Origin of the sequence: Chryseobacterium sp. CY350 (genome assembly GCF_027945075.1) — a bacterium.
In the GTDB taxonomy this organism is placed as follows: Bacteria; Bacteroidota; Bacteroidia; order Flavobacteriales; family Weeksellaceae; genus Chryseobacterium.
This window is the reverse complement of record NZ_CP116034.1, coordinates 1,012,991-1,039,847: the sequence shown is the minus strand read 5'-3', so window position 1 is coordinate 1,039,847 and position 26,857 is coordinate 1,012,991. Positions and strand designations below refer to the sequence as shown.

Sequence of the window (26,857 nt, the reverse complement as noted above, 5' to 3'; positions counted from 1 at the left end):
GATTTGTTGTTCAATGGTTTAAAAGATGATATGAATCCTGCAGTTTTTTCACCTTTAAAATAGTAAGATATTCTCAATCAGAAAGTAGTGGGTTTGGGATTTTACTGCAAGAATTTTCTCTCAATTGATTGAATTTTTTTGTTGTTGTAAAAACCTTCGGATTTGGCTTAAATTTAAGTTTAAATCCTTTTCAGATTGAATTATTTCCACTGTTTTGTGCTTTTGAAAGTGAAAATTCTAGGTTTTATGTTAAATAATTCACATTTTGCCTTAAATTTTTTCTCCAATGTTAGGCTGGCAACATCTGAAAACATATATTTGCAGCCTAAATTTTATAGACATGAAAGAACTTATTGAAAAAATCAACGCAGAATTCGAAGCGTTTGCAAGTGAAGCAAACCAACAATCAGAAAAAGGAAACAAGGCAGCGGGTACAAGAGCTCGTAAGTCAGCTTTAGAATTGAGCAAATTGTTCAAAGAATTCAGAAAAGTTTCTGTAGAAGAATCTAAAAAATAAGACAGATAAAGCCGGCTTTTAAACGCCGGCTTTTTTTATGCCTTTTTCTTTAGTCATAGTAATATTTGTGCTTTGTTTCGCAATGCTATCTTTACTCTATAAAATTCCAAATACTCATCAATATTCATAAGATTTAGTTAATTTTTGATAATTTCTCCTAAATAATTCATTTACGTTTGAATTGTATGTGTTCTGAAATATATATTTGTTAAAAATTATCAACCAGAATAAACGAATCAATATGAAACGAATTTCTATTTTATTTCTCCTTATTTCGACAATTTTTTATTCCCAAAAAGTACAGGTCGTAGATGCTGAAAACGGAAAACCCATTGCTAATGCCAGAATTGTACTGTCAGACCAGTTGGTTTACAGCAACGAAGATGGTTTTGCACCATTAGACAGTTCTGTTAAAAACTTTGAAGTTTCTGCTTCTGGTTTTCATAAAGAAAGTTTTAGCAGTTTTCAAAATGTGGTGAAGCTAAAGCCTTTTATGAAAGATATTGAAGAAGTGAAAATTATTGATGTAGATATCAAAAACCTGTTCGAAGATCTTTACAAAAATTATCACAAGAGATATTACGACGAGCCATCTTTATATGATATTACCTTCAAATCTAAGGGATTTAACAATGATAAACTCTTTATTATGGTTATTGCTGAAGCTAAACTTTGGAGTAAAACGAATGCCTATAATTTTAAGTATGGCTACAAAAAAGATTATGATGAATTGCTGCAATTACAGCTTAATAATGTAAAATACTTCAAAAAGAATGATTCTAAAAGTATATTTAACGTCAAGACGAAAGAGTTTAATCATGATGAAATGGGTAATTTCTTTTTTAACTATGAAATTTACAGGTTGTTGATCAACATGAGGATGAAAAATTCGAAAAATGTTGGTAGACTGTTGTCAGAACAGGGTGATTTGCAATTAATTGGTGTCAAAATAAAATCTGAAAACGGGATAGAGATAGATGGTGAAATTACTTATGATAAAAAGGACAAGGTGGTGGTTTTATATGACCTTAATTATGTACAAGGCGGTTTTCCTGCTTATAAACGAGTAAATACCGATGGTGAAGAGTTTGATTTTCAGGTAGGCAATGCCAATGTGACCTTCGATTTTTACAAAAAAGATGGAAAATATATTCAGGCACTGAAAAAAACTTCAGGCGAAAAATTTTTTATCATGCATCACGGTCAGAAAGACGAGCGAAGATTCAGTACAGAAATTATATACAATACATTTGCAAAATCTACGAAGAAGGGTTTGGTTTCAAAGGTAGATCTTAGCAAGAATATCTGGGAAAATGTTCCGGTTAAAGAAGATAAAGAAACCACCATTTTACTTTCAAAAGAAGAACAGGAATTTATCAATCAGAAATAAAACACTATGAAAAAAATCTTTTTATCAGCATTTTTTTTCGCATCATTGGCTTCAAATGCGCAGGCTCACCGCTTTATTTATGATGTAGAGTACAAAAAAGATTCTACACAAAATATTACCACAAAAGAAAATTATCATCTGGATATCGATTTAAAAGAAATAAAATATTATCCACGAGACTTCTTTGTAGGTGATTCTTTGGTTACCAACAATCTTACGATTCCGAAAGATTCGAAATTCAATACATCGAGTATTCTTGTACATCAACCCGGAAAACATAAGTACGATGATTATGATATTCTTGATAATATTGTTCTTAAACTTTCCTCAGAAAACACTCAAAACTGGAAATTGACCAACGAAAAAAAGAAGGTAAGAGATTTAAATTTACAAAAAGCCACAACAACTTGGGGCGGAAGAAATTGGATTGCCTGGTTTACTGCCGAAATTCCTTTTCAGGAAGGGCCATATAAATTTCACGGACTGCCAGGATTGATTGTTGAACTTTATGACGACCAAAACAATTACAAGTTTGAACTGGTGAAAAATCAGAAACTTTCAAAACCTTATGTCAACCAATACATTTCCTATTTTACGTCACAAAGTGTTGCTGTTGATTATGATAAGTACAGAAATGCAAAATTGAAATATTATGATTCTCCGATCAATGCGCTTAGAAATAATTCTGGTGGCACAAAATCGAGTGAAGAATTTTTCCTGAACGACGGAACCAAAGTAAACCAAAGCAATACGCGTGAAGTGAATGAGCGCTTGAGAGAATCTGTAAGAAAATATAATAATCCTATTGAGTTGGATAAAGCGATAAAATATCCTTTGTAAGAATTTAAATTATCTCTGTGAAATCTGTGTGAGAATATTTTATCGACAGATTTCACAGATTTTTTTGTTTTAAAATATCTTGATCAAGCAGTTTCTTAATTTCCCAAACCTGACTTTCTTTTTCAGTTCTGAAATTTTCATGAGTTTTTAATTACAGAATCATACTCAGTTGAATTCTTTTCCTTGCCTCATCAACCTCAGTCACTTTTACCTGAACGTGTTGATGAAGTTTCACCACTTCATTGACATCAGAAACATAACCTTCTTTCAATTGGGAGATATGAACCAATCCGCTTTCTTTGATCCCTAAGTCTACAAAACATCCGAAAGCGGTGATATTATTGATGATTCCCGGAAGAATCATTCCTGTTTTGAGATTTTTGATGCTTTTGACGTTTGGATCAAATTCAAAAACTTTTGCAGCTTTTCTCGGATCTAAACCTGGCTTTTCAAGCTCTTTTAAAATATCTTTAATTCCCAAAATACCAATCGTCTCATTGGTGTATTTTTCAGGATCAATCTGCGCTATTTTTTCTTTATTGGCAATCAGTTCATTGGTTTTTATACTTAAATCTTTTGCCATTTTTTCAATAATTCCATACGCTTCAGGATGAACGGCAGAATTGTCTAAAGGATTTTTCGCATTCGTAATCCGGATAAAAGCTGCCGCCTGTTGATATGCTTTTTCTCCTAATCTTGGAACTTTTTTTAATTGCTTTCTGTCTTCGAAAGCTCCATTTTCAGCACGGTAATTCACGATGTTTTCGGCCATTTTTTCGCCGATTCCTGAAACGTAGCTTAACAGAGATTTGCTTGCTGTATTTAAATTAATTCCGACAGAATTTACGCATTTCATGACTGTTGAATCCAGTTCGTTTTTTAATTGAGTCTGGTCTACATCGTGTTGATATTGTCCGACACCGATAGATTTTGCATCAATTTTTACCAGTTCGGCCAAAGGGTCGGCCAGTCTTCTACCAATGGAAACTGCACCACGAACGGTCACATCATAACTAGGAAATTCATCCCTCGCAATTTTACTTGCAGAATAAACCGAAGCTCCGGCTTCAGAAACTACAAAAACCTGCAAAGGCTTATCAAAAGCGATTTTTTTAATGAAAAATTCAGTTTCGCGACTTGCAGTTCCGTTTCCGATCGATATTGCCTGGATATTGTATGCATTCACCATCGAGCGGATTTTCTTCATTGCCATTCCGCTTTCATTCTGAGGTGCATGCGGATAAAGCGTTTCATTATGGAGTAGATCTCCTTTTTCGTCGATGCAGACTACTTTGCAACCACTTTTATAACCGGGATCAATCGCAAGAATTCTTTTTTCTCCCAAAGGCGGAGCGAGTAGAAGCTGACTCAGGTTTTCAGAAAAGATCTCGATTGCTTTTTTATCTGCTTTTTCTTTGGCTTCCTGTAATGTTTCGTTAGAAATTGCCGGTTCCAAAAGTCGTTTATAGGAATCTTTTATAGCTAAAAAAATCTGTTCGGAGCTTTCATTTTTTGATTTAATGATAGCATTTTCAATAAAATCAATCGCTTCATCTTTATCAATGTCAATATTTGTTTTCACAAAACCTTCCGCTTCGGCTCTGAGCATTGCTAAAAGCCTGTGTGATGGCGTTCTGCTGAGACTTTCTTCCCATTCAAAATACTGCGAAAACTTTTGTGCGCCTTCGTCATCTTTTTTAGCTTTTACCACTTTTGAAGTGATGACTGCTTTTCGCTGAAAAAGTCGGCGGAGGTTTTTACGGACGTACATATTTTCATTGATCCATTCTGCCATGATGTCTCTTGCGCCCTGCAATGCTTCGTCTTCAGATAAGACCTGATCGTTCAGATATTTTGATGCCAAATGTTGAATGTCATTTGCTTTTTGGCTCATGATAATTTTAGCTAAAGGTTCCAAACCTTTCTCTTTGGCAGCATCAGCTTTTGTTTTTCTGCGTTTTTTGAAAGGCAGATACAGATCTTCCAGTTCCTGAATGTCAAAACTTTCATTTATTCTAAGTTTTAATTCAGAGGATAAGGCATTCTGCTCTTCAATAGATTTTAAAATGCTCTCTTTGCGTTTTACAATTTCATCAAACTGTTTATTGAGTTTCGAAATCTGTTCGATCTGTATTTCATCCAGATTTCCTGTTGCATCTTTTCGGTAACGCGAAATAAAAGGAATGGTGCAGTCTTCTGAAAGTAATTTTAGGGTAGCATTAATACTTTTATCGGATATATTGAGTGTAGATTGTATAAACTGTGTAGTCGTCATTCAGAATTTTTGGAAGTGCTAAATTACTGTTTTTTTAAGTTATTAAAGACAAATGCAGATTCAAACAAAAACCAACTGCTTGAATGCAATTGGTTTTGTGAAACTCTTTATTTTAAATTTTCATTGTAATAGAGTAGGTTATCGTCCTGATCAAATCCTATAATGATTACTTTAAATTGGGTAGAGTAGTCATTGTTGTAAAACTCGACTTTTGCTGATCCTGCGTCATCTTTTTGTAAATTGGGATTCCAATACAATGTGCTGCGTGTATCTTTAGCACGATCAGTTGGCTGTATATCTTTATACATTGTGTTGTTAAAAGTTTCTTCTTTGTCATAACCTTTCAACTTCATTTCATTTAATGACTTAGATTGTCCGTTATCAACTGATCCCGTTATTCCACCACGTTTTGTGTAAATTACGATTGCTCCGTTTCCGCCGCCTCCAAAACTACCGGCGAAAAATCCTCTCATTACTTTTATCATGGCAACATCTGAAACAGAAAGCATGGAGATTTGTGATGCATCTGTTCTCATTTCATCTAAGAAAATATCAACCGTACCGCCACGCATGGTTGCAGTAGTGTTGGCTCCTTGTGATCTGATCTGCAAACCGGGAACTCTACCTTGAAGCCACTGAAGAATATTGTTCCCACCGATCATCGTGTTGTCATTCACAAAGTCAAAAACCATTTCGCTCATACTTTTAAACAATGGACTGCTTAATGCATCATTGAGCATCTTGGTTTTGTTTTTTCTATCGACTTTTATTTTAACTTCTTCAATATCAGTAATTTTTTCATTGATAAACTTTTCGAAAGTAATATTAGAAATAGATTTAGTAACTTTAGCAGGAAGCTCTTCTCCCTGTATTCTGTCAGCTAATTTCATAGAAATTGAAGGCAAGTCTTTTTTTAAAGGAACAAAACTAAATGTGGGCTGAAAATAAACCTGCGTACTGTTGGCGATTGACTTATCACCAGTATTCAGCTGATAAGAAAATGACATTGTATCTTCAAAAACTAAATTGTCTAAAACAAAAAAACCTGAATTATCTGTTTTTATCTGGTGAAATTTTAAGCCAGAATCAGGCATTTTGAATATTAAATTTAATTCTGAATTTACCGCAGGTTTCCCCTGTGCCAAAACCTTTCCCTTGTAAGAAATATAAGACTCGGGTTTGTTTTTTATAAAAGGAAAATTGCCTGCAATAATAGAATACCATTCGAAGCGTTTCCATTTTTCAGAAATTAAAAGAGCATCCAAAGCCTGCGAATTACTGTTTTCCGAAAAATATTGTGCAGGTTTGTAAATCGGTGAATTAAGATCTCCACTCAGCCAGAATGTACTCAACAAACTGTTTTCTTCTTCGGGACTGTTGCTGTCAGCATCCAAGACAGTAACAGTGTAACTTTCAAATTTACTCTCTTTTCCTATCGTAAGGGCATTTGCCGATTTTTCCTGACTGTTCAGATGAGGAATAATGCTTGGTTTTTTGATATGCAGTGTTTTAGGCTGTACAAAACAAAGCCGCTCTGCTATTACATTTTCTTTATTATCAAAAACAGTGAGTCTCAAAATTCCATTGATCAGTTTATCTGTAGGTATTGATGCAGATTGGGCATCAGAAAGTTTAGATATGATTGCCTTGTAAACGAGAGTATTATTAATTGTGCCTAATATCTTGTAAGGATGATTTTCTGCCGGCATATTTTTACTTCGGAGAGTGTATTTCACCGATTTTTCGTTGCTTTCAACCTGAATGTTAAGCCCGGAAGAAGTAACCGTTGGAAGATCAAGCTGGATTTTTTTTCCGCTGTCATCCTGTACTGTTAGCTGATAATTTTTGCCCGCTTGAGGTTTTAGATTGAATAAGCCTACGTTTTTGTCAAAACCAGTGAATTTCACAATATGAAGATCCGGATTATCAGAATCTGTTACATAGCCATTCCAGTTTGTTGATGTAGAACCCGGAGAACGTAATCTCACTGCAAATTTTGTTTCAATACCCTCAACAAAAGTTCCGCTTTCCGGATGTACTGTGGCTGACCATACTTTTTCAGCGTTTTCAACAAGTTTTTGTGTAGATGAAGGATTATAAACTGTAATAGGCTGCAGATAATTAAAATCTTCACTAAAATTGGTCATCCATGTTGTATATGCTCTCACGAAATAGACATCTTCCTTTAAGGTTGCTGGTAATGTAAAACTTCCGCTTCCTTCGCCTTTCAGAAGAGGAATCATTTTTTTGTCGAGCAGTTTTTTATTGCTGTCATAAAGTTCAACAAAAAGAGACGTAGAAATATTTGACCGATTGTAGCCTTCAAAGACAAAAGATTTAAACCACAGATTTTCTCCTGCAACATAATGATCTTTATTAAAAAGAAGATGAATTTTTTCCTGAGGATAGTTTTCTGCGAACTTCTGAAGAGCCGTTTCGGCTTTATTTTGAGCCTGAGTAAAAGCATAGGGAGCAGATAATGCAAACGCTAAGGCCATTCTTTTTAATACCAAAGAATTCATAGTATATTGTGTTTTTTATAATCAATTTTTCAAAAATACGTTTTTTTCTTACTTAGGAGAAATAAATGTTATTAACACTTAATTTTTTGTTGAATTTGAATCTTGGAGTCCATCAGTTTTGAAAGACATATAACATTTCTACCAACATAAATGATTTTGCTTTTTAGCTGGAAATCAACGCGAATAGCAGGATTGAAATATAATATTTATATTTAGTGCTGTTATCTGATAATTATATTCAGTGATCTGTTGATCGTTTCTTCTTTATTATAACCTTTCAACTTCATTTTGTTTAATGAGTTAGCTTGAACGTTATCAACTGATCCGATAGAGGTCAACTATCTATCACATCATTTGGTTAAACATTTAGGAATATCAGAGTGCTGTTATTAAATTTGCGCCATAAGTGTCGGAATGCGAAATGTCTGTAGGAGAATGTCATCTATCGGGCGAGGAAAGCGATCTGAACTGCTCAGACCATGAGCTGTATGATTAGGGATGTCTGCTGTATGGATCAGAACGTCATCTGTCTACCTCGGAATGTCAATTGTAAGATTCGGATGATGATCTTAACTCTATGGAATGCTTACTGTATGGCTCGGCGAACAATCTGTCTGCATCGGAATATTAACTGTCTGCGTCGAAAATGATCTTTAGCCTTCTGAAAGCGTTCTTGACAGATTTAGGAGAAATGATCTCATAAAAATACCCGATCATGAAATCAGGCATTTTATCTATTTATTTACTAATTAGTGGGAATTTCACTGTTGTGACGGGTTCCCAGATTTGATGTTTTGCGCGAAATTTTATAGTTTCCGTAGAACGATTGATTAAGAATATCGTATTTTTTCATCAACCTGTCTAGTTTATTTAGACAGGTACCGAGTTTTTTAAATTCCTTATCCAGATCCTGAGTTGCATTTTGCGTAGTATCGATATGTACACTTGCATCATATGCTTTGGCATCAAAATTATTGATTGCGGCTTGCCAATCCTGCGCTTCAGAAGCGGTTACATAGTCGGGATCAAGATCATCTGTATTTTCGTTTACGATACCATACAGCTTTTGACAATAAATTTTAGCTTCGACACCGGTCATGTTTTTTATTTTCGACTTGCTGGTGGTCAACTGTTTGGCAAGTGGGCTGTCTTTGTCATCAAAATAATCTGCAGCGGTATTGGCGTACGCTACTGTGAGATTGATCATTAAAGTTCCGGCATCAGTTTTTAAATTTGTATTTGCAGTGGTGTCGGTCGCCTGAATTTCTGCCAGAGCATCCAGATTGCTGACGATCGTATTCAGTTCTGAAATTCTTGCAGTTAGAGGATTATTACCTGCGTATTTTCCTTGTTCAACGGAATAAAACTGCTTAAGGGTTTTTGCCATGTTGAGTTTGTTTGATTGATTAGTGTTCATATATTGATTAGTTAGGGATTTGAACAAATTTAGAAAATATTTTAATACACCAACGCCTTTTATTGATATTTTAAAATAATATTTTTAATTAAAGTTCTTAAAATAAGAGATTATTTAAATTAAGTTAAATTTATTTACACTAAAAATTCTAAAATATTTTTTATATTCGCAGTAGATTTTAACGAAAAAATAAAAGCGTAAGCTATCAAATTGGTATTAGGAAACTGCGAATCTTCTAGGACAACCAAATTTTGATAGACTTACGCCTGTGTCTACTACTGGCGCGGGCGTAGTCTTTCTGGTTGTCGGGTTCTTCGCAGTACCTCTAATACGGTTTGACTTCTGCTCTGCGCCTTTCTTATTTTCTACAATCAACAAATAAATTTAAAATAAATAATACGTCAACTTCTGTCGCATTAGGCATTGATATTTGCATGAATATCATTTAAAATTAAAAAACAACAAGTGATATGATACAAAACCAACTGACCATAAATAACATATCTAAATTGTATAAAGATTATGGTTTTCCTTATAGCAGGAATTAAATATAATATTATATTAGCGAAAAATTAACAACAATTAAAAAACTCAAATCATGAAAAAACTCTACGTGAGTGCACTTTTCTTATGCACTGCTGCCGTACTGTATGCTCAGGGTGTTGTATGGCAGAAAGATATTAAATCATCCACTCAGGATTTTCTTTCACAAGTTACCACAACCATCGATCAGCAATATCTCATTACAGGAAGCTCTATTCAATCAAAAAAACTGACTTCCGAAAACACACAAAACAACGGTTATGATTTTCATTTGGTGAAACTGAATCAACAGGGTGAAGAAGTCTGGGAAAAATATTTCTCTGGACAAAATCATGATTTTCTTTCATCAGCAGTTTCTACACAGGAAGGTGGATTCCTATTGGCAGGAACGTCATTTTCCAGGAAAGGATTGGATAAAAAAGAAGATACAAAAGGCGGAAGCGATATCTGGCTCATCAGAATTAATGAATTTGGTGACGAACTGTGGCAAAAAACTTTGGGATCGTCTCAGGATGAAGAAGCCAAAGCCGTGATTCAGACGACTGATTTCGGGTTTTTTGTTGCCGGAAATGTTCAGCATGCGCCGAAAGGTTTTGGTTCTAAAGATGTCATCGTGTCAAAACTCGATAAAAACGGGAAAGAATTATCTCAGATTATTTTAGGCGGGAAAGGTCTCGATGAAGCTGAAAAGATGATTCCAACGGTTGACGGTGGTGCTTTGCTTGGAATTTACTCAAGAAGTAATGTTGGTGGATCTAAGAAAACTGAAAATTTCGGGGAAGGAGATTTTTGGGTTGTCAAACTAAATAAAGAAGGGAAAGTAGAATGGGAAAAGAATTTCGGAGGAAAAGGTGACGATCATCTGAGAACTTTGGCGATGACTTCTACAGGCTATATCGTTGGCGGAGAATCGAGATCCGAAAGATCAGGAAATAAAACGGTTGGAATTGAAGAAGGAACCGATATCTGGCTGATTTCCTTAAATGACCGAGGTGAAGAACTGTGGCAGAAATCTTACAATTTCAAAAACAGAGATGTCCTGATGGGGATGAATGTGATTCAGCGAAAAGATGAAAGAGAAAAGAATAAAGATTTAACCCAAGGAATTTTACTCGGAGGTTACACGCAGGCGGAAGGCAGAATTGAAGCTGACGATGAAACTTTCTGGATGCTTTATTTAAACTCTGATGGTAATGAGCAATGGAGAAAGCATGTAAAAGGAGAATCGAGAAAAAAGGAAGAAAGGTTATCTGACATTAAATTGAATCGTGACGGCTCGATTATTCTGGCAGGAACAAGTGCTGAAGAATTGGGGAAAGAAAACTGGAAAATTGTAAAATTAGGAGATAAGCAATTGGATCAGCTGATTGAGAAGCAGGATATTAAGATCTATCCGAATCCGGTATCTGATTACTGTTATGTTGAGATTGGTTTTGAATTTAAAGAAGCGGATATTACGCTGTATGATATGGGTGGAAGACAGCTCCAAAGCCTGAAAACTAAAAATAAAGTGACTAAGATTAATACGCAGAATTTGATTCAGGGGGCGTATCTGGTGATGGTGAAAACGGATACAAATAAAAGCGCGAATGCTAAATTGATTAAAAAATAAAAACACGATGAAATACCTAATCTTTTTTATAACGATATTTTATGTGAAAATATCATCACAAAACACTACTGTTGATATTTTCAAACCAATTCCAACCGTATCCTATCTGTCGACCTATATAGATACTCCGGTTGATATTTCTACAGGGGTTCCGAAAGTAGATTTACCGGGATTTAGTTTACCCACCAAAAATAAAAATGTTAACATCAATGTCAGTATGTCTTATCATTCAAAAAATGCAGTTCGCTTTCAGCAGTCATCTGATGTTGGTCTGGGCTGGAGTATGATGAATGTTAATAATGTGATTTCGAAAACAGTAATTGGCGGTCCTGATGAAGCAGCAGCCAACAATCCTCTCATGAATATGGAATATTTTCAATTTAATGATGTCTTTTACTTTAATGCATTTGGGATGTCCGGTAAATTTGTTTTCAGGAAAGCAAATAATACAAATGTCATCACAGTTCAGAATTTAGGCACATCAAAAGAAAAAATAGAATTTACTAATTCTACAACTAAGTATTTTGATATTTTGAACTTTAAAATTACCGACGAGTTTGGAAATCAGTATTTTTTTGATAAGACAGGCAAAGCTCTTAGCCATAGTTACAATTATAAAGGAGCCTATTACCTCAGTAAAGTTTTAGATGCCCAAAATCAGGAGATCATTACGGTAGAATATGCAGAGTATCATTATAACGAGATGCCTAATATAATATTTACAGATTATAAGCCAAAAAAAATCATTTCAAAAGGATATGGTGAGATCAATCTGGAATATGATTATTATCCTCAAAACAGATATAAATCTAACTCCACCCATATGTCTGACTGTTATCTTGTTAAAAAGTTGGAGCTTAAGGATCAAGAAAACAGATTACTGCAACAAATCGATTTAACTTATGGAGGATTGACTTACTACAAATATTTTTATGGTGGCAACGTTGCATATGATACCACTGTTCTTGATAAGATCACCAGAAAAAATAATCAGGGAAATGAAATAGAAGCCTATTCATTTGCCTATAACAGCACGGGTACAGAAAGAGAATATGGTCCTTCGCCCAATTTTGGATTTGATGTTTGTACTTCAGATCCCGAACCTGTGAGAGAGTGGACGGATAATCCTAAGTATTCGACCATCGGAACTCTATCTAAAATGATATTACCTACCAAAGGATATGTAAAGTTTAATTTTGAGTCTAGCCAATATTATGTAAACAGAACTTCTGTAACACAAAGCCCACTTACAGGATCTACTATTTCATATGAACATGATAAAGAAACACAATACTACAAACTTATTACTTCTTCTAATTTTGACACTAAAATCAACAGTACCTTTACTTTCAATGTGACACCTGGCAGCGCAAACACACCTGATCACAGAAATCTTGTCTTTTGCTTTCAGGTAATCGGCTACGATCCGAGTCCATTGCTTGACCCCGAAGCGATCCCCGTCATAGCCCTTTATTATGACAATCAAAATATTCCCCATGAAGCAGACGCATATGGCAGAATGTATATCCCAGTAGGACTACCTGGACCACATACAGTGACGGTCGGCGGAAATACTACCGGTGTTGGAAATTTTTCTGTATTTGAACTTACTGATATTAATGTATCAAATCATAATTATAAAAGTAAATATGGTGCTAGAATTAAAAGCATCGAATATTTTGACTCAGAATCGGCGGTCTTGCCTTCCAATTATAAAATTTACCATTATGAAAGATTCTCGGATAACGAAACTTCCAGCGGTACGCTGTCACCGTTTATAAGTTTGTCAAAAAGATCAGATTATATTACCATGTACGGAGATACTGAGCTTAATAAAAATATTATTTATAAAAATGTTAAAGAGGTCAATGCAGATGGTGGCTACTCAAAATATACATTTATAGGACCTGATAATTGGATAACAAATTATACTTCTTCGATGAACTATCTGGAAGATTTGAATAACAGGGGTTTATTACTCAGCAAAGAAGTGTATAGCTCAACAAATCAGAAAGTTGCTTCCGAAAATCATGAGTATACCTATGATAACCTTAATATCAATCCTTTTATTATTGAAGATATTTATGGTTACACAACACTGATTCCCATTTATGTAAAAAAGCATAAGATTACCAGCACTGCATTTTTTCCACAAAACAGATCAGTAACTAGCTCGAGCGAAAAACTGGTGAATAAAAATGACTTCAATGTGGAATACACTAAAGAAGCAAGCGATCAGGGTGATATTACGGAGACTTATTATGACTATCCGTACAGCAAACAGATCAGTAAGCTTCTGAATAAAAACATGTACAAAAATCTGATTGAAACAAGAACTCTTTTTAATGGGGAGGTAGTTTCTAAAACGGAAAGCAAATATGACGAACCTTCTCACCTGTTTCCTACATCGGTTCTTTCGAAGAATCTTCTTACAGGATCTATGACTACACAAATAACCTACGATCAATATGATGTAAATGGTAATGTGATGCAGTACACCACGAAAGATGGAATTCCAACTGCTGTAATCTGGGGCTACAACGGTACTCTGCCGATCGCCAAAATTACAGGAGCCACCTATGCCCAGGTCAGTAGCTTGGCAACGGCAATTGTTGCGGCTTCAAATGCAGATGCTCTGGCGGTTACTAATAATGATGAAACAGCCTTTTTAAATGCGCTCGATAATTTTAGAAATCAACCGGGTTTATCTGCTTTTCAGATTGCAACCTATACCTATGATCCTTTAACAGGTGTAAGAAGTCTTACGCCGCCGTCCGGAATAAGAGAAATTTACCTCTATGATTCTGCGGGCAGACTTCAGAAAATCGTAGATGAACAAGGCAAAATACTAAAGGAAAACACGTATAACTACAAACCATAAAAACACAATGAAAAAACTTATTATCCCCATTAGTATGCTGTTTGTAGCGGGTCTTTACCATGCACAGGCAACCAATACAGAAAACTATGTACAGACCAGAATATATCTTGAGCCTGTTACCACATCGAGCTCGTCTGCAAAACAGATTCAGACTGTGCAGTATTTTGACGGCTTAGGAAGACCTAAGCAGGTAGTGAATGTAAAAGCATCACCCACAGGAAAAGATGTGGTAACTCATATTGAATATAACCAGTTCGGACGACAGCTGAAAGACTATCTTCCGGTTCCGCAATCCGGAACGATGAACGGTGCTATTGTTCCCAATGCGCTGAGTAATGCGACACAGCCATCTATTTACGGGACCGAAAAGATCTATTCGGAAAAAATACCGGAAAATTCACCTTTAGACAGGATACAGCAGCAGATTCAGGTAGGTACGGCTTGGGCAAATAAACCTGTACAGTTCGGATATGATACCAATATCAACGGCGAGGTAAAAAAATACGCCAAAACAACAGTATGGGAAAACGGAGCCACAAAATCAGGAGTAAGTGACGGTGGAAGTTATCCTCAGGGACAACTTTATAAAAACACGGTCACTTATGAAGACGGCAATGTAACCACCGAATTTAAAAACACTAGAGGGCAGACCGTTTTAGTAAGAAAAGCAGTCAGTACCTCTGAAAATGCCGATACCTATTATATTTACAACAAATACAACCAGCTTGCTTTTGTAGTACCGCCTTTGGCATCCATAGGAACTGTAGACCAAACCACATTGGATAACCTTTGCTACCAATACCGATATGACGGAGACAATAGATTGGTTGAAAAGAAACTTCCCGGAAAAGGTTGGGAATATATGGTATACGATAAAGCAGACCGTCTCATCATGACTCAGGATGCCAATATGCGTGCAAACAGTAAATGGTTAATTACAAAGTATGACCAATTCGGAAGAGTCATTTACACAGGGATTTTAGCTGGTGGAGACAGAACGAGTATGCAAAACCAGACAGGAAATTTGGTGATTACTGAAGCTAGACATCCTTCAGGTTTTACGAAAAACGGGATGCAGATCTATTACAGCAACGGTTATTTTGTTGATATAGAAACCGTATTATCAGTTAACTATTACGACAGCTACCCTTCTTACAGCTTCAATCCTTCATTTCCTTCTACTATTTACGGGAAAACGATCTTAACGGATAATGCAGCAACATTGGGGAAAAGCACCAAAAGCCTTCCTATAATGACTTTGGTAAAGAATATTGAAGACGACAGCTGGACGAAAAGCTACTCTTATTACGATACCAAAAGAAGACCTGTCGGAGCCTATTCAATCAATCATTTGGGAGGCTACACCAAAACTGAATCTGAGCTGGATTTTGCAGGTGCAGTATTGCAAACGAAAACCTATCATAAAAGATTGGCTACAGATACCGAAAAAGTGATCACTGAAACTTTTACATACGATCATCAGAATAGATTGCTGACTCATAAGCATAAAATTGATAACAGGGCAGAAGAAATTTTGTCTCAGAATGTATATAATGAGCTCTCGCAACTGAAAACGAAAAGAGTTGGCGGTACAGTTTTAGGAATGGGACTGCAGAAGGTAGACTACACCTACAACATCCGCGGTTGGATGACGCAGATCAATGATCCTGCGAATTTGGGAATTGATTTGTTCGGGTATAAAATAAAATATAATCAGGTAGACGGACTTGAAAATGCCAATACTGATTTTATGGATCTCAAGGTAAAGCCCAAATTCAACGGGAATATTGCAGAAGTAGACTGGCGAACAGCAACAGAAGAGAACGAGCCTTTGAAAAGATACGGATATGTTTATGATAATTTGAATCGTCTGTCTGCAGGATTTTACCAGAAAGAAGGTTCTGAAACCTCCAAAGAATATTTCGAAAGAATGGAATATGACCGCAACGGCAATATCACAAGATTACAAAGATCTGCAGGTTTGCTTTCGGGAAGCACCACGGCATTATCAATCGATAATCTGAAATATGATTATTCAGGTAACAGGCTGACTAAAGTGACCGAAGAACAGATTGGCAACAGCAATGGTTATCCTTCTTTATCTACCCATAATACAATCACTTACGATGATAATGGCAACATGATTACTCATAAAGATAAAGGGATTAATTCAATTGTTTATAATTATTTGAATCTACCTTCAACTGTTATAAGTGGAAGTGGCAAAAAAGGAAGTTCCTCATCATATATTTACAGAGCAGATGGTACAAAGCTAAAAAAAATGTTGGCTAATTCATTTGCAATGTCAAGTACAGAGATTGATTATCTGGATGGTTTTCAGTATGATAACAAAGTAGATTTCTGCTTAGGATGTCCCAGTTCTTCAGCAATATTAAAATTTGTTCCTACTTCTGAAGGCTATTTTGATTTTGAAAAAAATCTGTACATTTACAATTATACCGATCATTTGGGGAATATACGTTTGAGCTATGCAGATTCTAATCATGACGGCGGGATTTTACCACGTGATATGAATTCAAAATACTGCGAAGATATGGGAGACGGTAATATGGCGTGTTATGATGTCTGGATGCCGGGAGAAGTTGTGGAAGTCAATAATTATTACCCTTTTGGGTTGATGCATAATTACACTGCAACAACGATGAATAGTTATCAATATAAGTACAACGGGAAGGAACTTCAGGAAACCGGAATGTATGATTACGGCGCAAGATTTTATATGCCGGATATTGGTAGATGGGGTGTTGTAGATCCGTTGGCGGAGAAGTATATCTCTCTAACTCCATATAATTACACTCTAAATAATCCAATTAGATATGTAGATCCTGATGGTAGAGACGGAGGAGTAACAGGTACAGGAACCATAGATGACCCTTTTATTGTGACAGCAAATTATTACCACTTTGGTTTAACCAAAGAACAAAAGCAGGGTTTAGGAGCATCAATCTCTACTTATAATAATAATGGAGTTGCAAGAGAAATAAATACCGAAGGAGGAAAAATTTATGCAATATTTAAGCTTTCAGCAACGGAATCACAAAGTATGGATGCGGCAATTGCTTCTGCTAAATCTGACAAAGTTGAAAACAGCGATGGTACTGTCACAAGATTAGGAAACTATATTTCTAATGGAACCGTTGATGCTGCTAATACGGCTGAGGCAGATAGACAAAGTATTGTATCAGATGCAACTAAAGTAATGGCCATTGAAGGACTGGATTATGCCAGTAAATTTGAAAATGATTTTAATCATGAGATAGGTCATAATTTAGGAGGAATACATGGAGATCCGGGCAAAATGATGGACGATACAGATAATATAATGGTAACAACTTCCAAATCTAAAGTAACAACGACAATGACAGGGTCACCCATTACTAATGATGCTCTCAGAGCAATAATTGGAAGAACTGATATGACAGCTGTAACAAAACAGGGAAATGTAAGTGGTTATGGTGTAGTGGATTCAAAGTATATTACAGCCGAAGAAAAAAAACAAATCACAGGCGTCTCAAATGGTAGATTAAAATCCATTAAATAAAATATAATTATGAAAATGAAATATTACATCATACTGATTTTTTTAAATGTGAATTTATTTTCTCAAGTAAACATTACTATAAAAGAACAATGTAAAAGCGAATACGATTCTATATTTAAAGAATTTTTTGGAGAAAAGTTTTTTAAAAAAAGTATAAAGTATAATAAAGATGAAAGTTATATTAATTTGTTCCTGACAAATGATATAGAAAATGATGATGATTTTAAAATGATCTTTTTAAACGTAAATAACCAATTAGATATACAAAAATACAGAAATGATTATCCTAATTTCGATTATTTAGAACATTATAATTATAATTTTTTATATAAAGGGAAGGTTTTTTATAAGAGAATATTTCTGTGTGAGTTAGTAAACGATAAAGAAGTTTTATATCTAATTAATAAAGAAATTCTTGAATATTATAATAAAATAAAGAACAAAGAATATCTATCTCCTAAGAAAGCTTTAAAAATTGCTAAAGCAAATGGTATGGAAAACATTTGCTATCAATCATTAACAAGTGCAAGTTTACTTAATAAAAACCAAGATGTTTGGCAGATAAAGGATTGTAGCAATAAAGAAAAAGCTAAAGTAGTAGAGCTTGATCCAAAGTCTGGAGAAGTTTTAACCATTTATGAGAGGTATTATGAAAAAGCTGATAAAGCGGCTTATTGGAATTTACTAAAATAATAATATGAAAATAAAATATTGCATTTTATTTCTTTTTTTAAGTATAATAATTTTTGGACAAACAGATGCAGATATAATTTCTAAGGAAAAATATAAGTTAAAATTGGAATCTATATTTATAAAATCATTTGGACAAGAATTCTTTAAAAAGAGTGTTAAATATAATCAAAAACAATCTTTTATAAGTGTCGATACTTTAGATATAAATAGTGAAGATTATTTGACAACAAATAATTTTTTTGTGAATGAAGAAAATATTAAATTATTATCAAAATTTAACAACAAAATTTTAATATTACTTATATGTATTATTATACATTTCAATTTTTATTTAAAAGATTTTCGTTCTATCAATATATTTACCGATATGATTTTAGTAATAATACTGAGCAATTAAATTTTGAAAATAAAAAAATTTTAAATTATTATGATAAGTTGAAGAATAATGTTTATTTGAATCCTAAGAAAATATTAAAATTAGCTAAATCAAATGGGTTAAAAAACATTTGTTATCAAAGTCTCACAGAATATAGTTATTATCATAAAGGTGAGATAATTTGGGTTGTAAAATCATGTGATGATAATAAAAAAATAACAATATTAGAAGCAGATCCTAAGACAGGTAAATTATTGTCTTTATATAAAAGGGATTATTATAATACAGAAAAAGCTGCCTTCTGGAACAAAATTCCAGGATCAAAAGCAAGAGCATTTATTTCAACAAAAGAATATTGAGGTATACATAAAATATTTGGGAAATGTACGTTCGAGTTATGCAGATTCTAATGGTGACGGCGGGATTTTGCCACGCGATATGAATTCAAAATATTGTGAAGATATGGGAGATGGTAATATGGCATGTTATGATTACTGGATGCCGGGAGAGGTTGTGGAAGTCAATAATTATTACCCTTTTAGATTGATGCATAATTACACTGCAACAACGATGAATAGTTATCAATATAAGTACAACGGAAAGGAGTTGCAAGAGACCGGAATGTATGATTACGGGGCGAGAATGTATATGCCCGATATTGGTAGATGGGGTGTGATGGACAATTACAGTGAGAATTATAATTCTTTATCACCATATAATTACGTTGCAGGAAATCCAATAAAATACATTGATATAAATGGAGAATGGATATATATAAATGATCAAAATGGTTCTCAGTATAGGTATCATAATGGGGCTACTCAACATAAGGTAGACGGGAAATGGACTGGTGTAGACGAAACAACTTTATCAGATTATGTTATACAAACTGTATCTGCACTAAGCTACTTGGATAAAAACACATCCATTGGAAATACAATGATTAACTACTTTGACCAAGGCGGAAAAAATAGGGACATAAATTTTAATTATACATCTGGAGATTCACAAATAAGACATGCTATAAGTAATATTATTGATATAAATCCTAACTCAAGAAAAGGTGTTTGGACAACACTGGGAAAGGATGCTAAATATTCTCCTTTATATTCAATAATTGCACACGAAATGGGTCATGTTTATGGAAATTTTGCATTGGGTGAAATTGCACAGCCAGATGGTAGATTTGGTCCTGATGCAACTACAGCTGAAATTTATGGCAGTCACGTTGAGAATATTATAAGAGCTGAAACAGGTCTTCCACTAAGAACCAACTACGGAAGTAATTGCATTGGCTCTCGTTGTATTCCTAATAATAATGGAAGATTAATAGATAATGCAGGAAGTAGCATTTATTATAATTCAGACGGGAGTCAAACGTCCCCTATTCCAAGTTCTGCCGATGTTTTGAAAGTAAATAATAATATATTGCAAAATAAATATAATTATCATGGGGCAGCTGCTATGTTTCTTTTACAAAAGTTTAAAGATCGCGGACAATAATAATTTTAAAAAAAATCAAATGAAAAAAGTTGTTTTGTTTTTTAGCATACTCGTTTTAAATTCTTGTTTTTCTCAGGAAAAGAAGTCCCTTAAACAGATGAATGAATATTTATTAAAGGATAATTATATATATTATGATATTGAACATATTGATTCGACTTTAATAGAAGGAGTTAAAAGTAATTTATTAACATACAGATTGTTAGGTGCTAAATCCTGTCATATTATTCCTGACAAAAAATATTCTCATATTTATATAGAAGATGGTTTTCATGATGAAGAAGGATTCTATAATGGAATAATTGTCTTAGATAACCATGATGTTTGTGAAATTACAACAAGCCCATATAAATTACATCTTGACAGTCTTTCATATACCAAAGTTAAGGTCAAAGCCAAAGAAAACGATTTTATATTCTATACTAAAAAAATTTCCATGGAAGACTTTAAGGAGAAATATCAGAATGAATATTTTAGGTATGAGCTGGTAATTCACAATAAAGTAAGCGATTTAAAAAAATGTTTAGAAATAGATAAAAATACCCCGAAACCCAAAATTTACGCTAAAAGTTACTATTTTACAAATAAAAAAATAAATAGTTATGGAATTGTCAGAGTTAAATATAATGATATAAAGAATGGCATAGAAGGCTTGCCTAATTTTAATGAAGAAAAAAAGAAAGAATTTATGGATTGTATAAATAACTTAGGCATTATTGTAAAATAAAAAGAAAAGCTAAGAATTATGGTAATGTTGCAGAGTTAGTGATAAGCATTTCCAAAAATACAAATCACTGATTTTCAGAACTTATTAAAAATTAAACAATCAAAACAAGAGTAGGCGATTCCTGCTCTTGTTTATTTTTGGCTATAAAAACATATCTAAATGACTGAAGATCATTCCTCGTGTATCAAAGTTAGTGATGGTTTAAATAAGCAAAAAAGTAGGCGGCACAATCTTAGGAATAGGACTTCAGAAGGTAGACTACACCTACAACATCCGCGGTTGGATGACGCAGATCAATGATCCTGCGAATTTGGGAATTGATTTGTTCGGGTATAAAATAAAATATAATCAGGTAGGCGGACTTGAAAATGCCAATACTGATTTTATGGATCTCAAGGTAAAGCCCAAATTCAACGGGAATATTGCGGAAGTAGACTGGCGAACAGCAACAGAAGAGAACGAGCCTTTGAAAAGATACGGATATGTTTATGATAATTTGAATCGTCTGTCTGCAGGATTTTACCAGAAAGAAGGTTCTGAAGCCTCCAAAGAATATTTCGAAAGAATGGAATATGACCGTAACGGCAATATCACAAGATTACAAAGATCTGCAGGTTTGCTTTCGGGAAGCACCACGGCATTATCAATCGATAATCTGAAATATGATTATTCAGGTAACAGGCTGACTAAAGTGACCGAAGAACAGATTGGCAACAGCAATGGTTATCCTTCTTTATCTACCCATAATACAATCACTTACGATGATAATGGCAACATGATTACTCATAAAGATAAAGGGATTAATTCAATTGTTTATAATTATTTGAATCTACCTTCAACTGTTATAAGTGGAAGTGGCAAAAAAGGAAGTTCCTCTTCATATATTTACAGAGCAGATGGTACAAAGCTAAAAAAAATGTTGGCTAATTCATTTGCAATGTCAAGTACAGAGATTGATTATCTGGATGGTTTTCAGTATGATAACAAAGTAGATTTCTGCTTAGGATGTCCCAGTTCTTCAGCAATACTAAAATTTGTTCCTACTTCTGAAGGCTATTTTGATTTTGAAAAAAATCTGTACATTTACAATTATACTGATCATTTGGGGAATATACGTTTGAGCTATGCAGATTCTAATCATGACGGCGGGATTTTGCCACGCGATATGAATTCAAAATACTGCGAAGACATGGGAGATGGTAACATGGCATGTTATGATTACTGGATGCCTGGAGAGGTTGTGGAAGTCAATAATTATTACCCTTTTGGATTGATGCATAATTACACTGCAACAACGATGAATAGTTATCAATACAAGTACAACGGTAAGGAACTCCAAGAGACTGGAATGTATGATTATGGAGCAAGGTTTTACATGCCCGATATTGGAAGATGGGGAGTTGGTGATCCATTCTCAGAAAGATATATTAAAGCTAGTCCTTATCATTATGCATTCAACAATCCTGTATTTTTCAAAGATCCTGACGGAAGACAAATTGTCATTTATTATGAAGATGACAAAGGAAAACAACAATTCATTTATTCATATTCTGCTGCCAGAAAAAGTACTGGAAATAATTTTTTGGATAATGCAATATCTGCATTAGATACTTTATATGAAAGTGATGCAATGAACATAGATACTAATGGTGATGGTATTAAAGATATAAATATTATGCAAAAATTGATAGACCATAAAAAAACATTAGGAATTGTTAAAAGTGATTTTTCATCTGAATTCACTTTCGGAATGGGTTATGACAAAAAGAATAATAAATGGGATAGTGATTTGTATCAAATTGGGCGGATAAGATTTAACGATGAAGAGGGTGTTTTATATAATAATGAAAGTTCTGAAGGTCTTGTACAAAGATATGAAAATGGTAAATTAACTAAAGGAGATAAAATAAACTCCCCAACCTCCATATTAGGTCACGAAATGGTGCATTCTTATAATCATATTTTTGATAATGCAAATTGGTTCCAAAGAAGAAAACAAAAATCGGAAAATCCTGGTTTTAAAAATCAAGAAGAACAATACACAACCATTCTTTCAAATCAAATTAATGAGGCTCTTAAAGAACCGCAAAGAACTGTTTATCAAGGTATATATGTTCCAGTTAAAAATGTAAAAAGCAATGAAATTAAAAAATAATTATTTACTACTTTCTCTTTCTTCTCTTTTAATAATCTCCAGCTGTTTGTATCGGAAAGATTTTAGTGAGAAAGTAATTCTTTTTAAGCAAATAAATGAATCTACTGATTTAGAGGTAGATTTTAAAATAGCTAGGTTTTGGCGAATGAATTTTGAAGATAAAACATTTATTACACAAGATTTTAGTAGCTCTAGTTTTGATAGAATTTTAGATTCAGTCAAAGTTTTAAAATATGTTAATGATATAAAGCCACAATTTAATGATTATGTTGAATATGCGTTTGTAAAATATAAAAATAATAAACACAATGATACTGTCTATTTTGATGGTCATTCAAAATGGTGGATAATACAAGAAGGAAATACTAAACAGTATTACGAGGAAAAAGAAAAAATGAAGTCTAAACTTCAATATGCCTATCCAATTTTCAGAGATTGTACTCCTATTTCTGGTGAAATTATTAATAGGTAATGGGTGTCAAGATTACTTTAACCAAATAAATTTATGATAGTAACATGGCATGTTACGATGTCTGGATGCCGGTAGAAGTTGTGGAAGTAAATAATTATTACCCTTTTGGGTTGATGCATAATTATACAACAACAACGATGAATAGTTATCAATATAAGTACAACGGAAAGGAACTTCAGGAGTCTGGAATGTATGATTATGGTGCGAGATTCTATATGCCGGATATTGGAAGATTGGGGTGTGGTAGATCCGCTAAGTGAACAATACCGTCGATGGTCACCATATAATTATGTAATGAACAATCCTATTAGATTTATTGATCCTGATGGAAGAAGTGCCACCGATATTCGTATAAATGGTGGATCAGCGGATAAAGCTTTAACAGAATTGCAAAAATCTGCAGGCTCTGACATTACACTATCAAGGGATGCAAGTGGAAATGTTAGTTATACTCAAAATTCTACAGGAACTTTATCTGGGAATGCTGCCGAAGTTGCTAAAATCATAAACGATCATTCTGTTTTAGTTAATGTAGCGGCTGAAAACACACTTACTACAAGTACTGGTATAACGCATAATGGAGGTGCATTTTTAGGAAACTCTTTAGATGCAGCTACAGGAATCGTCACAGCAGAACAAGCAATTAATCCTGAAATATTGGGAAGGATGGGCGATTTTGCCAGTAAACCGGGAGAAGGTGTATTGCACGAAGTTTCAGAAGCCTATGAAGGGAGTTTAATATCTAGAGCCGAGAGTAATTTTGTAGGTGCTGCAACTCAAGCTGATGCAGCAAATCCCGCAAGTGTTTATTTGAGGGCTCACAACGCAGCTGTTAAGCAACCAGGAGGAAGTATTGAGATTCAATATATGACAAATGATGGGATAATCCTTAGGAATCCAGCAGGCTTTTCATTTGGGCCGATAGGTAATAATGTGAAGAGTGCCCAATTTATTTCAAGTGGTAACGTAATTTTTACAAAATATCCAAATGGAACATTTACACCATATTAAAAAACAAATGTTTTTTTTATCTATTTTTTGTTGTTTAGCATTGCAGTTTGGCTGTATGACTAATCATGTAAGCAAAAAAATTGAAGTTGATGATGAACCAAAGTATACTGTTTTCAAAATTGATTCAATTAATAATTATTATTTAGTATACTTAAGTTTTGAGAAAAAAACCTATAAAGTTGTCTCAAAGAAAGAAGTAATTACTAATTGTAAGACAATTAAGTTAGGAGATAAATATAACTTATTTAATCTTAATAGAATAATTATACCGGAAGATTACATACCTAAAAATGTAGCAACAGGCAGCCCTCTTGAATTTGTTCCAGACTGTATAAAATTTGATGAACAAACAGAGATATGTAGAGAGAGAGGTATGGATAACATATACAGGTCTGATAACTTGAAAGGTTTATGTTATATTGATAGTCTCCCTGCAGTAAAAAGTCTCCCAACTTTGAGCAGATAAACACAAAAAACCTCGCAACTTGCGAGGTTACTATAACTATAAGTACAACGGAAAGGAACTTCAGGAGACAGGTATGTATGATTACGGAGCGAGATTTTATATGGCTGATATCGGAAGATGGGGTGTTGTGGATCCACTGGCGGAGAAAGCTCCAAATTTATCTCCATTTAGATATGGATATAATAACCCTATAACTTTTACAGATCCAACAGGAATGCTTGAAGATATTTATGAAGTTGATAATGATGGGAATTTATCATGGAAAGCAGCATCAGAAAGGGATGTAATTTATGCTTCTAAAAATTTCGATAGTAGTGGAAATTTAAAAACAGAGAATGATGGTGGTGTTGATGTAGGTGAGAAAGGATTTATTGCAAAAAATTCAGGTTCTGAGAAAGTAGAAATTACCAATGCCTCTGGCGATACTATTGAAAAAAAATATGATTATATAAAATTTGGAAGTAATAGTGAAACAGCACAAAATGTTTTTGATTATTTAGCTGAAAATACTAATGTTGAGTTTAATCGAAATGTATTTACAAATAGTAAAAATGATAAATTTAGTTTTGTAGGAACTATTCATATAGAAGATAAAGTTGCCTTAGTTATGTTAGGCAATCAATTAATAGAATCCGAACATAGTCATCCTGACCCTTATTCAAATTCACCGAGTGGCTTCAATGTCGACTATTCTCCAGAAACTGGAAAATTTAGCTACAGTCATGGCTTGCAAAGTGGAGATATGAAAGTAGCAGGGAAATATCCAAATGCTAAATTTATTATGTATTCTCCAAATTATATACAAGGGGCACTTAGAATAAATTTTGATGGTCAAAAGATAATATCCATAACAAACCAAGGCAAAAAATAAAATGAAAAGAATAATTCTAATTGTAACATTATTTTTAGTTAGCTCTTGTAAAGCTCAGCAAAAAAGTATTATATCAGTAAATGATATTAATCTGACTGAAAATATTATTAATCAATTTTCTGAGAAGGCAAAAATAAAAATTGATAATTCTGTTTTTGCATTATATTTTCAAGAAAAACCAGATATTACAGAAGTGGATAACGATAACATAAATAAGTACATATATAATGGTCTTACAATTACCATTTGTAGATTTGAAAATCAAAATCAAATAAATGAATTTAGGAAAGATTATGATGTTTATAGAAAATCTGTAAATGCGTTTTATATTTTTGATAAAGATAGCAATCCAAAATTATTTGAAAAATTCAGGAAAAATAAATTAGAACAAATCAATATTGAAAACTCTTATGAAGGCTATGATCCTAAATCATGGGTACTACACTTTAATTCTATGGGGAATTTAGAAAAATGTAATCCATATAATTGTAACTAAATATATTTGAATCACTATGTAATCTCCACGTAGAATGCTTATAAGTATAAGTACAATGGCAAGGAACTGCAAGAGACCGGAATGTATGATTATGGTGCGAGATTTTATATGCCGGATATCGGAAGATGGGGTGTTGTGGATCCGCTGGCGGAGAAAATGCGTCGTCATAGCCCTTATAACTACGCTTTTAATAATCCGATTAGGTTTATTGATCCCGATGGAATGGAAAATGAGGATTGGAGAGATAAAAATGGAAAAGAATTATCTTCAGATCAATTAAAAAAAGTAAAAGTTTATATTTTTTATAACCCAAATGTTGCAGATGGATTTGGTGACCAAACGATGCAGCAATACGATGAGTACGAAAAGAAATTTGGAAAAGGTAGTGTTGCACTAAGTGATGCAATGACTGAACAAGACTTTGCTCAAGATTGGGGAGATATGGAAGGGAAGCCTTCTGAAATTGTTATGAATCATCATGGAAGTAATCAACAGTTGCACTTAAATATAGATCCTGATAATAATCAA

21 protein-coding genes and 2 pseudogenes are annotated in these 26,857 nt (G+C 33.8%); 20 read left to right on the top strand and 3 right to left on the bottom strand.

Annotation, left to right across the window (positions count from 1 at the left end; translation table 11 throughout):
- Window positions 1-340: 340 nt before the first annotated feature.
- From PGH12_RS04780 to PGH12_RS04770, 3 genes are all read left to right on the top strand, one after another.
- Window positions 341-517: a BF3379 family histone-like protein gene (locus tag PGH12_RS04780; protein WP_262989762.1), complete on the top strand. Its 177-nt coding sequence runs from the start codon at window positions 341-343 to the stop codon at window positions 515-517.
- Between the two features lie 241 nt (window positions 518-758).
- Complete coding sequence (locus PGH12_RS04775) at window positions 759-1,907, top strand: hypothetical protein (RefSeq protein ID WP_267596946.1); 1,149 nt, start codon at window positions 759-761, stop codon at window positions 1,905-1,907.
- 6 nt (window positions 1,908-1,913) lie between these two features.
- Window positions 1,914-2,747 carry a GLPGLI family protein gene (locus PGH12_RS04770; protein ID WP_267596945.1) on the top strand — a complete coding sequence of 278 codons (834 nt, stop codon included), beginning with the start codon at window positions 1,914-1,916 and terminating at the stop codon, window positions 2,745-2,747.
- Between the two features lie 151 nt (window positions 2,748-2,898).
- Here the strand turns inward: PGH12_RS04770 and PGH12_RS04765 are convergent, their stop codons facing one another.
- The 3 genes from PGH12_RS04765 to PGH12_RS04755 all read right to left on the bottom strand — a co-directional run bounded on the left by PGH12_RS04765 (window position 2,899) and on the right by PGH12_RS04755 (window position 8,961).
- Entirely contained in the window at window positions 2,899-5,022 is a 2,124-nt protein-coding gene (locus PGH12_RS04765) for a Tex family protein (protein ID WP_267596944.1), read from the bottom strand.
- Between the two features lie 107 nt (window positions 5,023-5,129).
- Window positions 5,130-7,544, bottom strand: coding sequence for a hypothetical protein (locus tag PGH12_RS04760; protein WP_267596943.1), 2,415 nt, complete (start codon window positions 7,542-7,544; stop codon window positions 5,130-5,132).
- Window positions 7,545-8,289: 745 nt separating this feature from the next.
- The gene (locus PGH12_RS04755) at window positions 8,290-8,961 is read right to left on the bottom strand and encodes a hypothetical protein (protein ID WP_267596942.1); all 672 of its coding nucleotides are present in this window, start codon (window positions 8,959-8,961) and stop codon (window positions 8,290-8,292) included.
- Between the two features lie 598 nt (window positions 8,962-9,559).
- Between PGH12_RS04755 and PGH12_RS04750 the strand changes: the two genes are divergently transcribed.
- The 17 genes and pseudogenes from PGH12_RS04750 to PGH12_RS19115 form a co-directional block, all read left to right on the top strand.
- The gene (locus tag PGH12_RS04750; RefSeq protein WP_267596941.1) at window positions 9,560-11,116 is read left to right on the top strand and encodes a T9SS type A sorting domain-containing protein; all 1,557 of its coding nucleotides are present in this window, start codon (window positions 9,560-9,562) and stop codon (window positions 11,114-11,116) included.
- A gap of 7 nt (window positions 11,117-11,123) precedes the next feature.
- Window positions 11,124-13,997 carry a hypothetical protein gene (locus PGH12_RS04745; protein WP_267596940.1) on the top strand — a complete coding sequence of 958 codons (2,874 nt, stop codon included), beginning with the start codon at window positions 11,124-11,126 and terminating at the stop codon, window positions 13,995-13,997.
- A 7-nt stretch (window positions 13,998-14,004) separates the two neighbouring features.
- Window positions 14,005-17,559: a DUF6443 domain-containing protein gene (locus PGH12_RS04740; RefSeq protein ID WP_271286805.1), complete on the top strand. Its 3,555-nt coding sequence runs from the start codon at window positions 14,005-14,007 to the stop codon at window positions 17,557-17,559.
- Between the two features lie 15 nt (window positions 17,560-17,574).
- Window positions 17,575-18,252, top strand: a complete 678-nt coding sequence (locus PGH12_RS04735; protein WP_267600112.1) for a hypothetical protein — start codon at window positions 17,575-17,577, stop codon at window positions 18,250-18,252.
- Between the two features lie 4 nt (window positions 18,253-18,256).
- A complete protein-coding gene (locus PGH12_RS04730) occupies window positions 18,257-18,649 on the top strand; it encodes a hypothetical protein (protein WP_267600113.1) in 393 nt (130 codons plus the stop codon).
- Between the two features lie 38 nt (window positions 18,650-18,687).
- Window positions 18,688-18,987 (top strand): hypothetical protein, encoded by a 300-nt coding sequence (locus PGH12_RS04725; RefSeq protein ID WP_267600114.1) that lies wholly within the window; start codon window positions 18,688-18,690, stop codon window positions 18,985-18,987.
- A 16-nt stretch (window positions 18,988-19,003) separates the two neighbouring features.
- Window positions 19,004-20,131: an RHS repeat-associated core domain-containing protein gene (locus tag PGH12_RS04720; RefSeq protein WP_267600115.1), complete on the top strand. Its 1,128-nt coding sequence runs from the start codon at window positions 19,004-19,006 to the stop codon at window positions 20,129-20,131.
- 19 nt (window positions 20,132-20,150) lie between these two features.
- Window positions 20,151-20,858, top strand: coding sequence for a hypothetical protein (locus tag PGH12_RS04715; protein ID WP_267600116.1), 708 nt, complete (start codon window positions 20,151-20,153; stop codon window positions 20,856-20,858).
- Between the two features lie 283 nt (window positions 20,859-21,141).
- Window positions 21,142-23,013, top strand: coding sequence for an RHS repeat domain-containing protein (locus PGH12_RS04710; RefSeq protein ID WP_271286804.1), 1,872 nt, complete (start codon window positions 21,142-21,144; stop codon window positions 23,011-23,013).
- Window positions 22,997-23,485 (top strand): hypothetical protein, encoded by a 489-nt coding sequence (locus tag PGH12_RS04705; protein WP_267600122.1) that lies wholly within the window; start codon window positions 22,997-22,999, stop codon window positions 23,483-23,485. Before PGH12_RS04710 ends, PGH12_RS04705 begins: the two co-directional genes overlap by 17 nt.
- A 44-nt stretch (window positions 23,486-23,529) precedes the next feature.
- A complete protein-coding gene (locus tag PGH12_RS04700) occupies window positions 23,530-23,745 on the top strand; it encodes an RHS repeat-associated core domain-containing protein (RefSeq protein WP_271286803.1) in 216 nt (71 codons plus the stop codon).
- 34 nt (window positions 23,746-23,779) lie between these two features.
- Complete coding sequence (locus tag PGH12_RS04695) at window positions 23,780-24,496, top strand: hypothetical protein (protein WP_271286802.1); 717 nt, start codon at window positions 23,780-23,782, stop codon at window positions 24,494-24,496.
- The gene (locus tag PGH12_RS04690; RefSeq protein ID WP_267600121.1) at window positions 24,474-24,962 is read left to right on the top strand and encodes a hypothetical protein; all 489 of its coding nucleotides are present in this window, start codon (window positions 24,474-24,476) and stop codon (window positions 24,960-24,962) included. The genes PGH12_RS04695 and PGH12_RS04690 overlap by 23 nt, the downstream gene beginning before the upstream one ends.
- 31 nt (window positions 24,963-24,993) lie before the next feature.
- Window positions 24,994-25,182, top strand: a pseudogene (locus PGH12_RS19120) (RHS repeat-associated core domain-containing protein); the annotation flags it as partial.
- On the top strand, window positions 25,177-25,833 hold the full coding sequence (locus tag PGH12_RS04685) for a JAB-like toxin 1 domain-containing protein (protein WP_442867868.1): 657 nt from the start codon (window positions 25,177-25,179) through the stop codon (window positions 25,831-25,833). The pseudogene PGH12_RS19120 and the gene PGH12_RS04685, both read left to right, overlap by 6 nt.
- A gap of 1 nt (window position 25,834) precedes the next feature.
- A complete protein-coding gene (locus PGH12_RS04680) occupies window positions 25,835-26,329 on the top strand; it encodes a hypothetical protein (protein WP_267600128.1) in 495 nt (164 codons plus the stop codon).
- 33 nt (window positions 26,330-26,362) lie between these two features.
- Window positions 26,363-26,557 (top strand): annotated as a pseudogene (locus tag PGH12_RS19115) (RHS repeat domain-containing protein); the annotation flags it as partial.
- Between the last annotated feature and the right edge of the window lie 300 nt (window positions 26,558-26,857).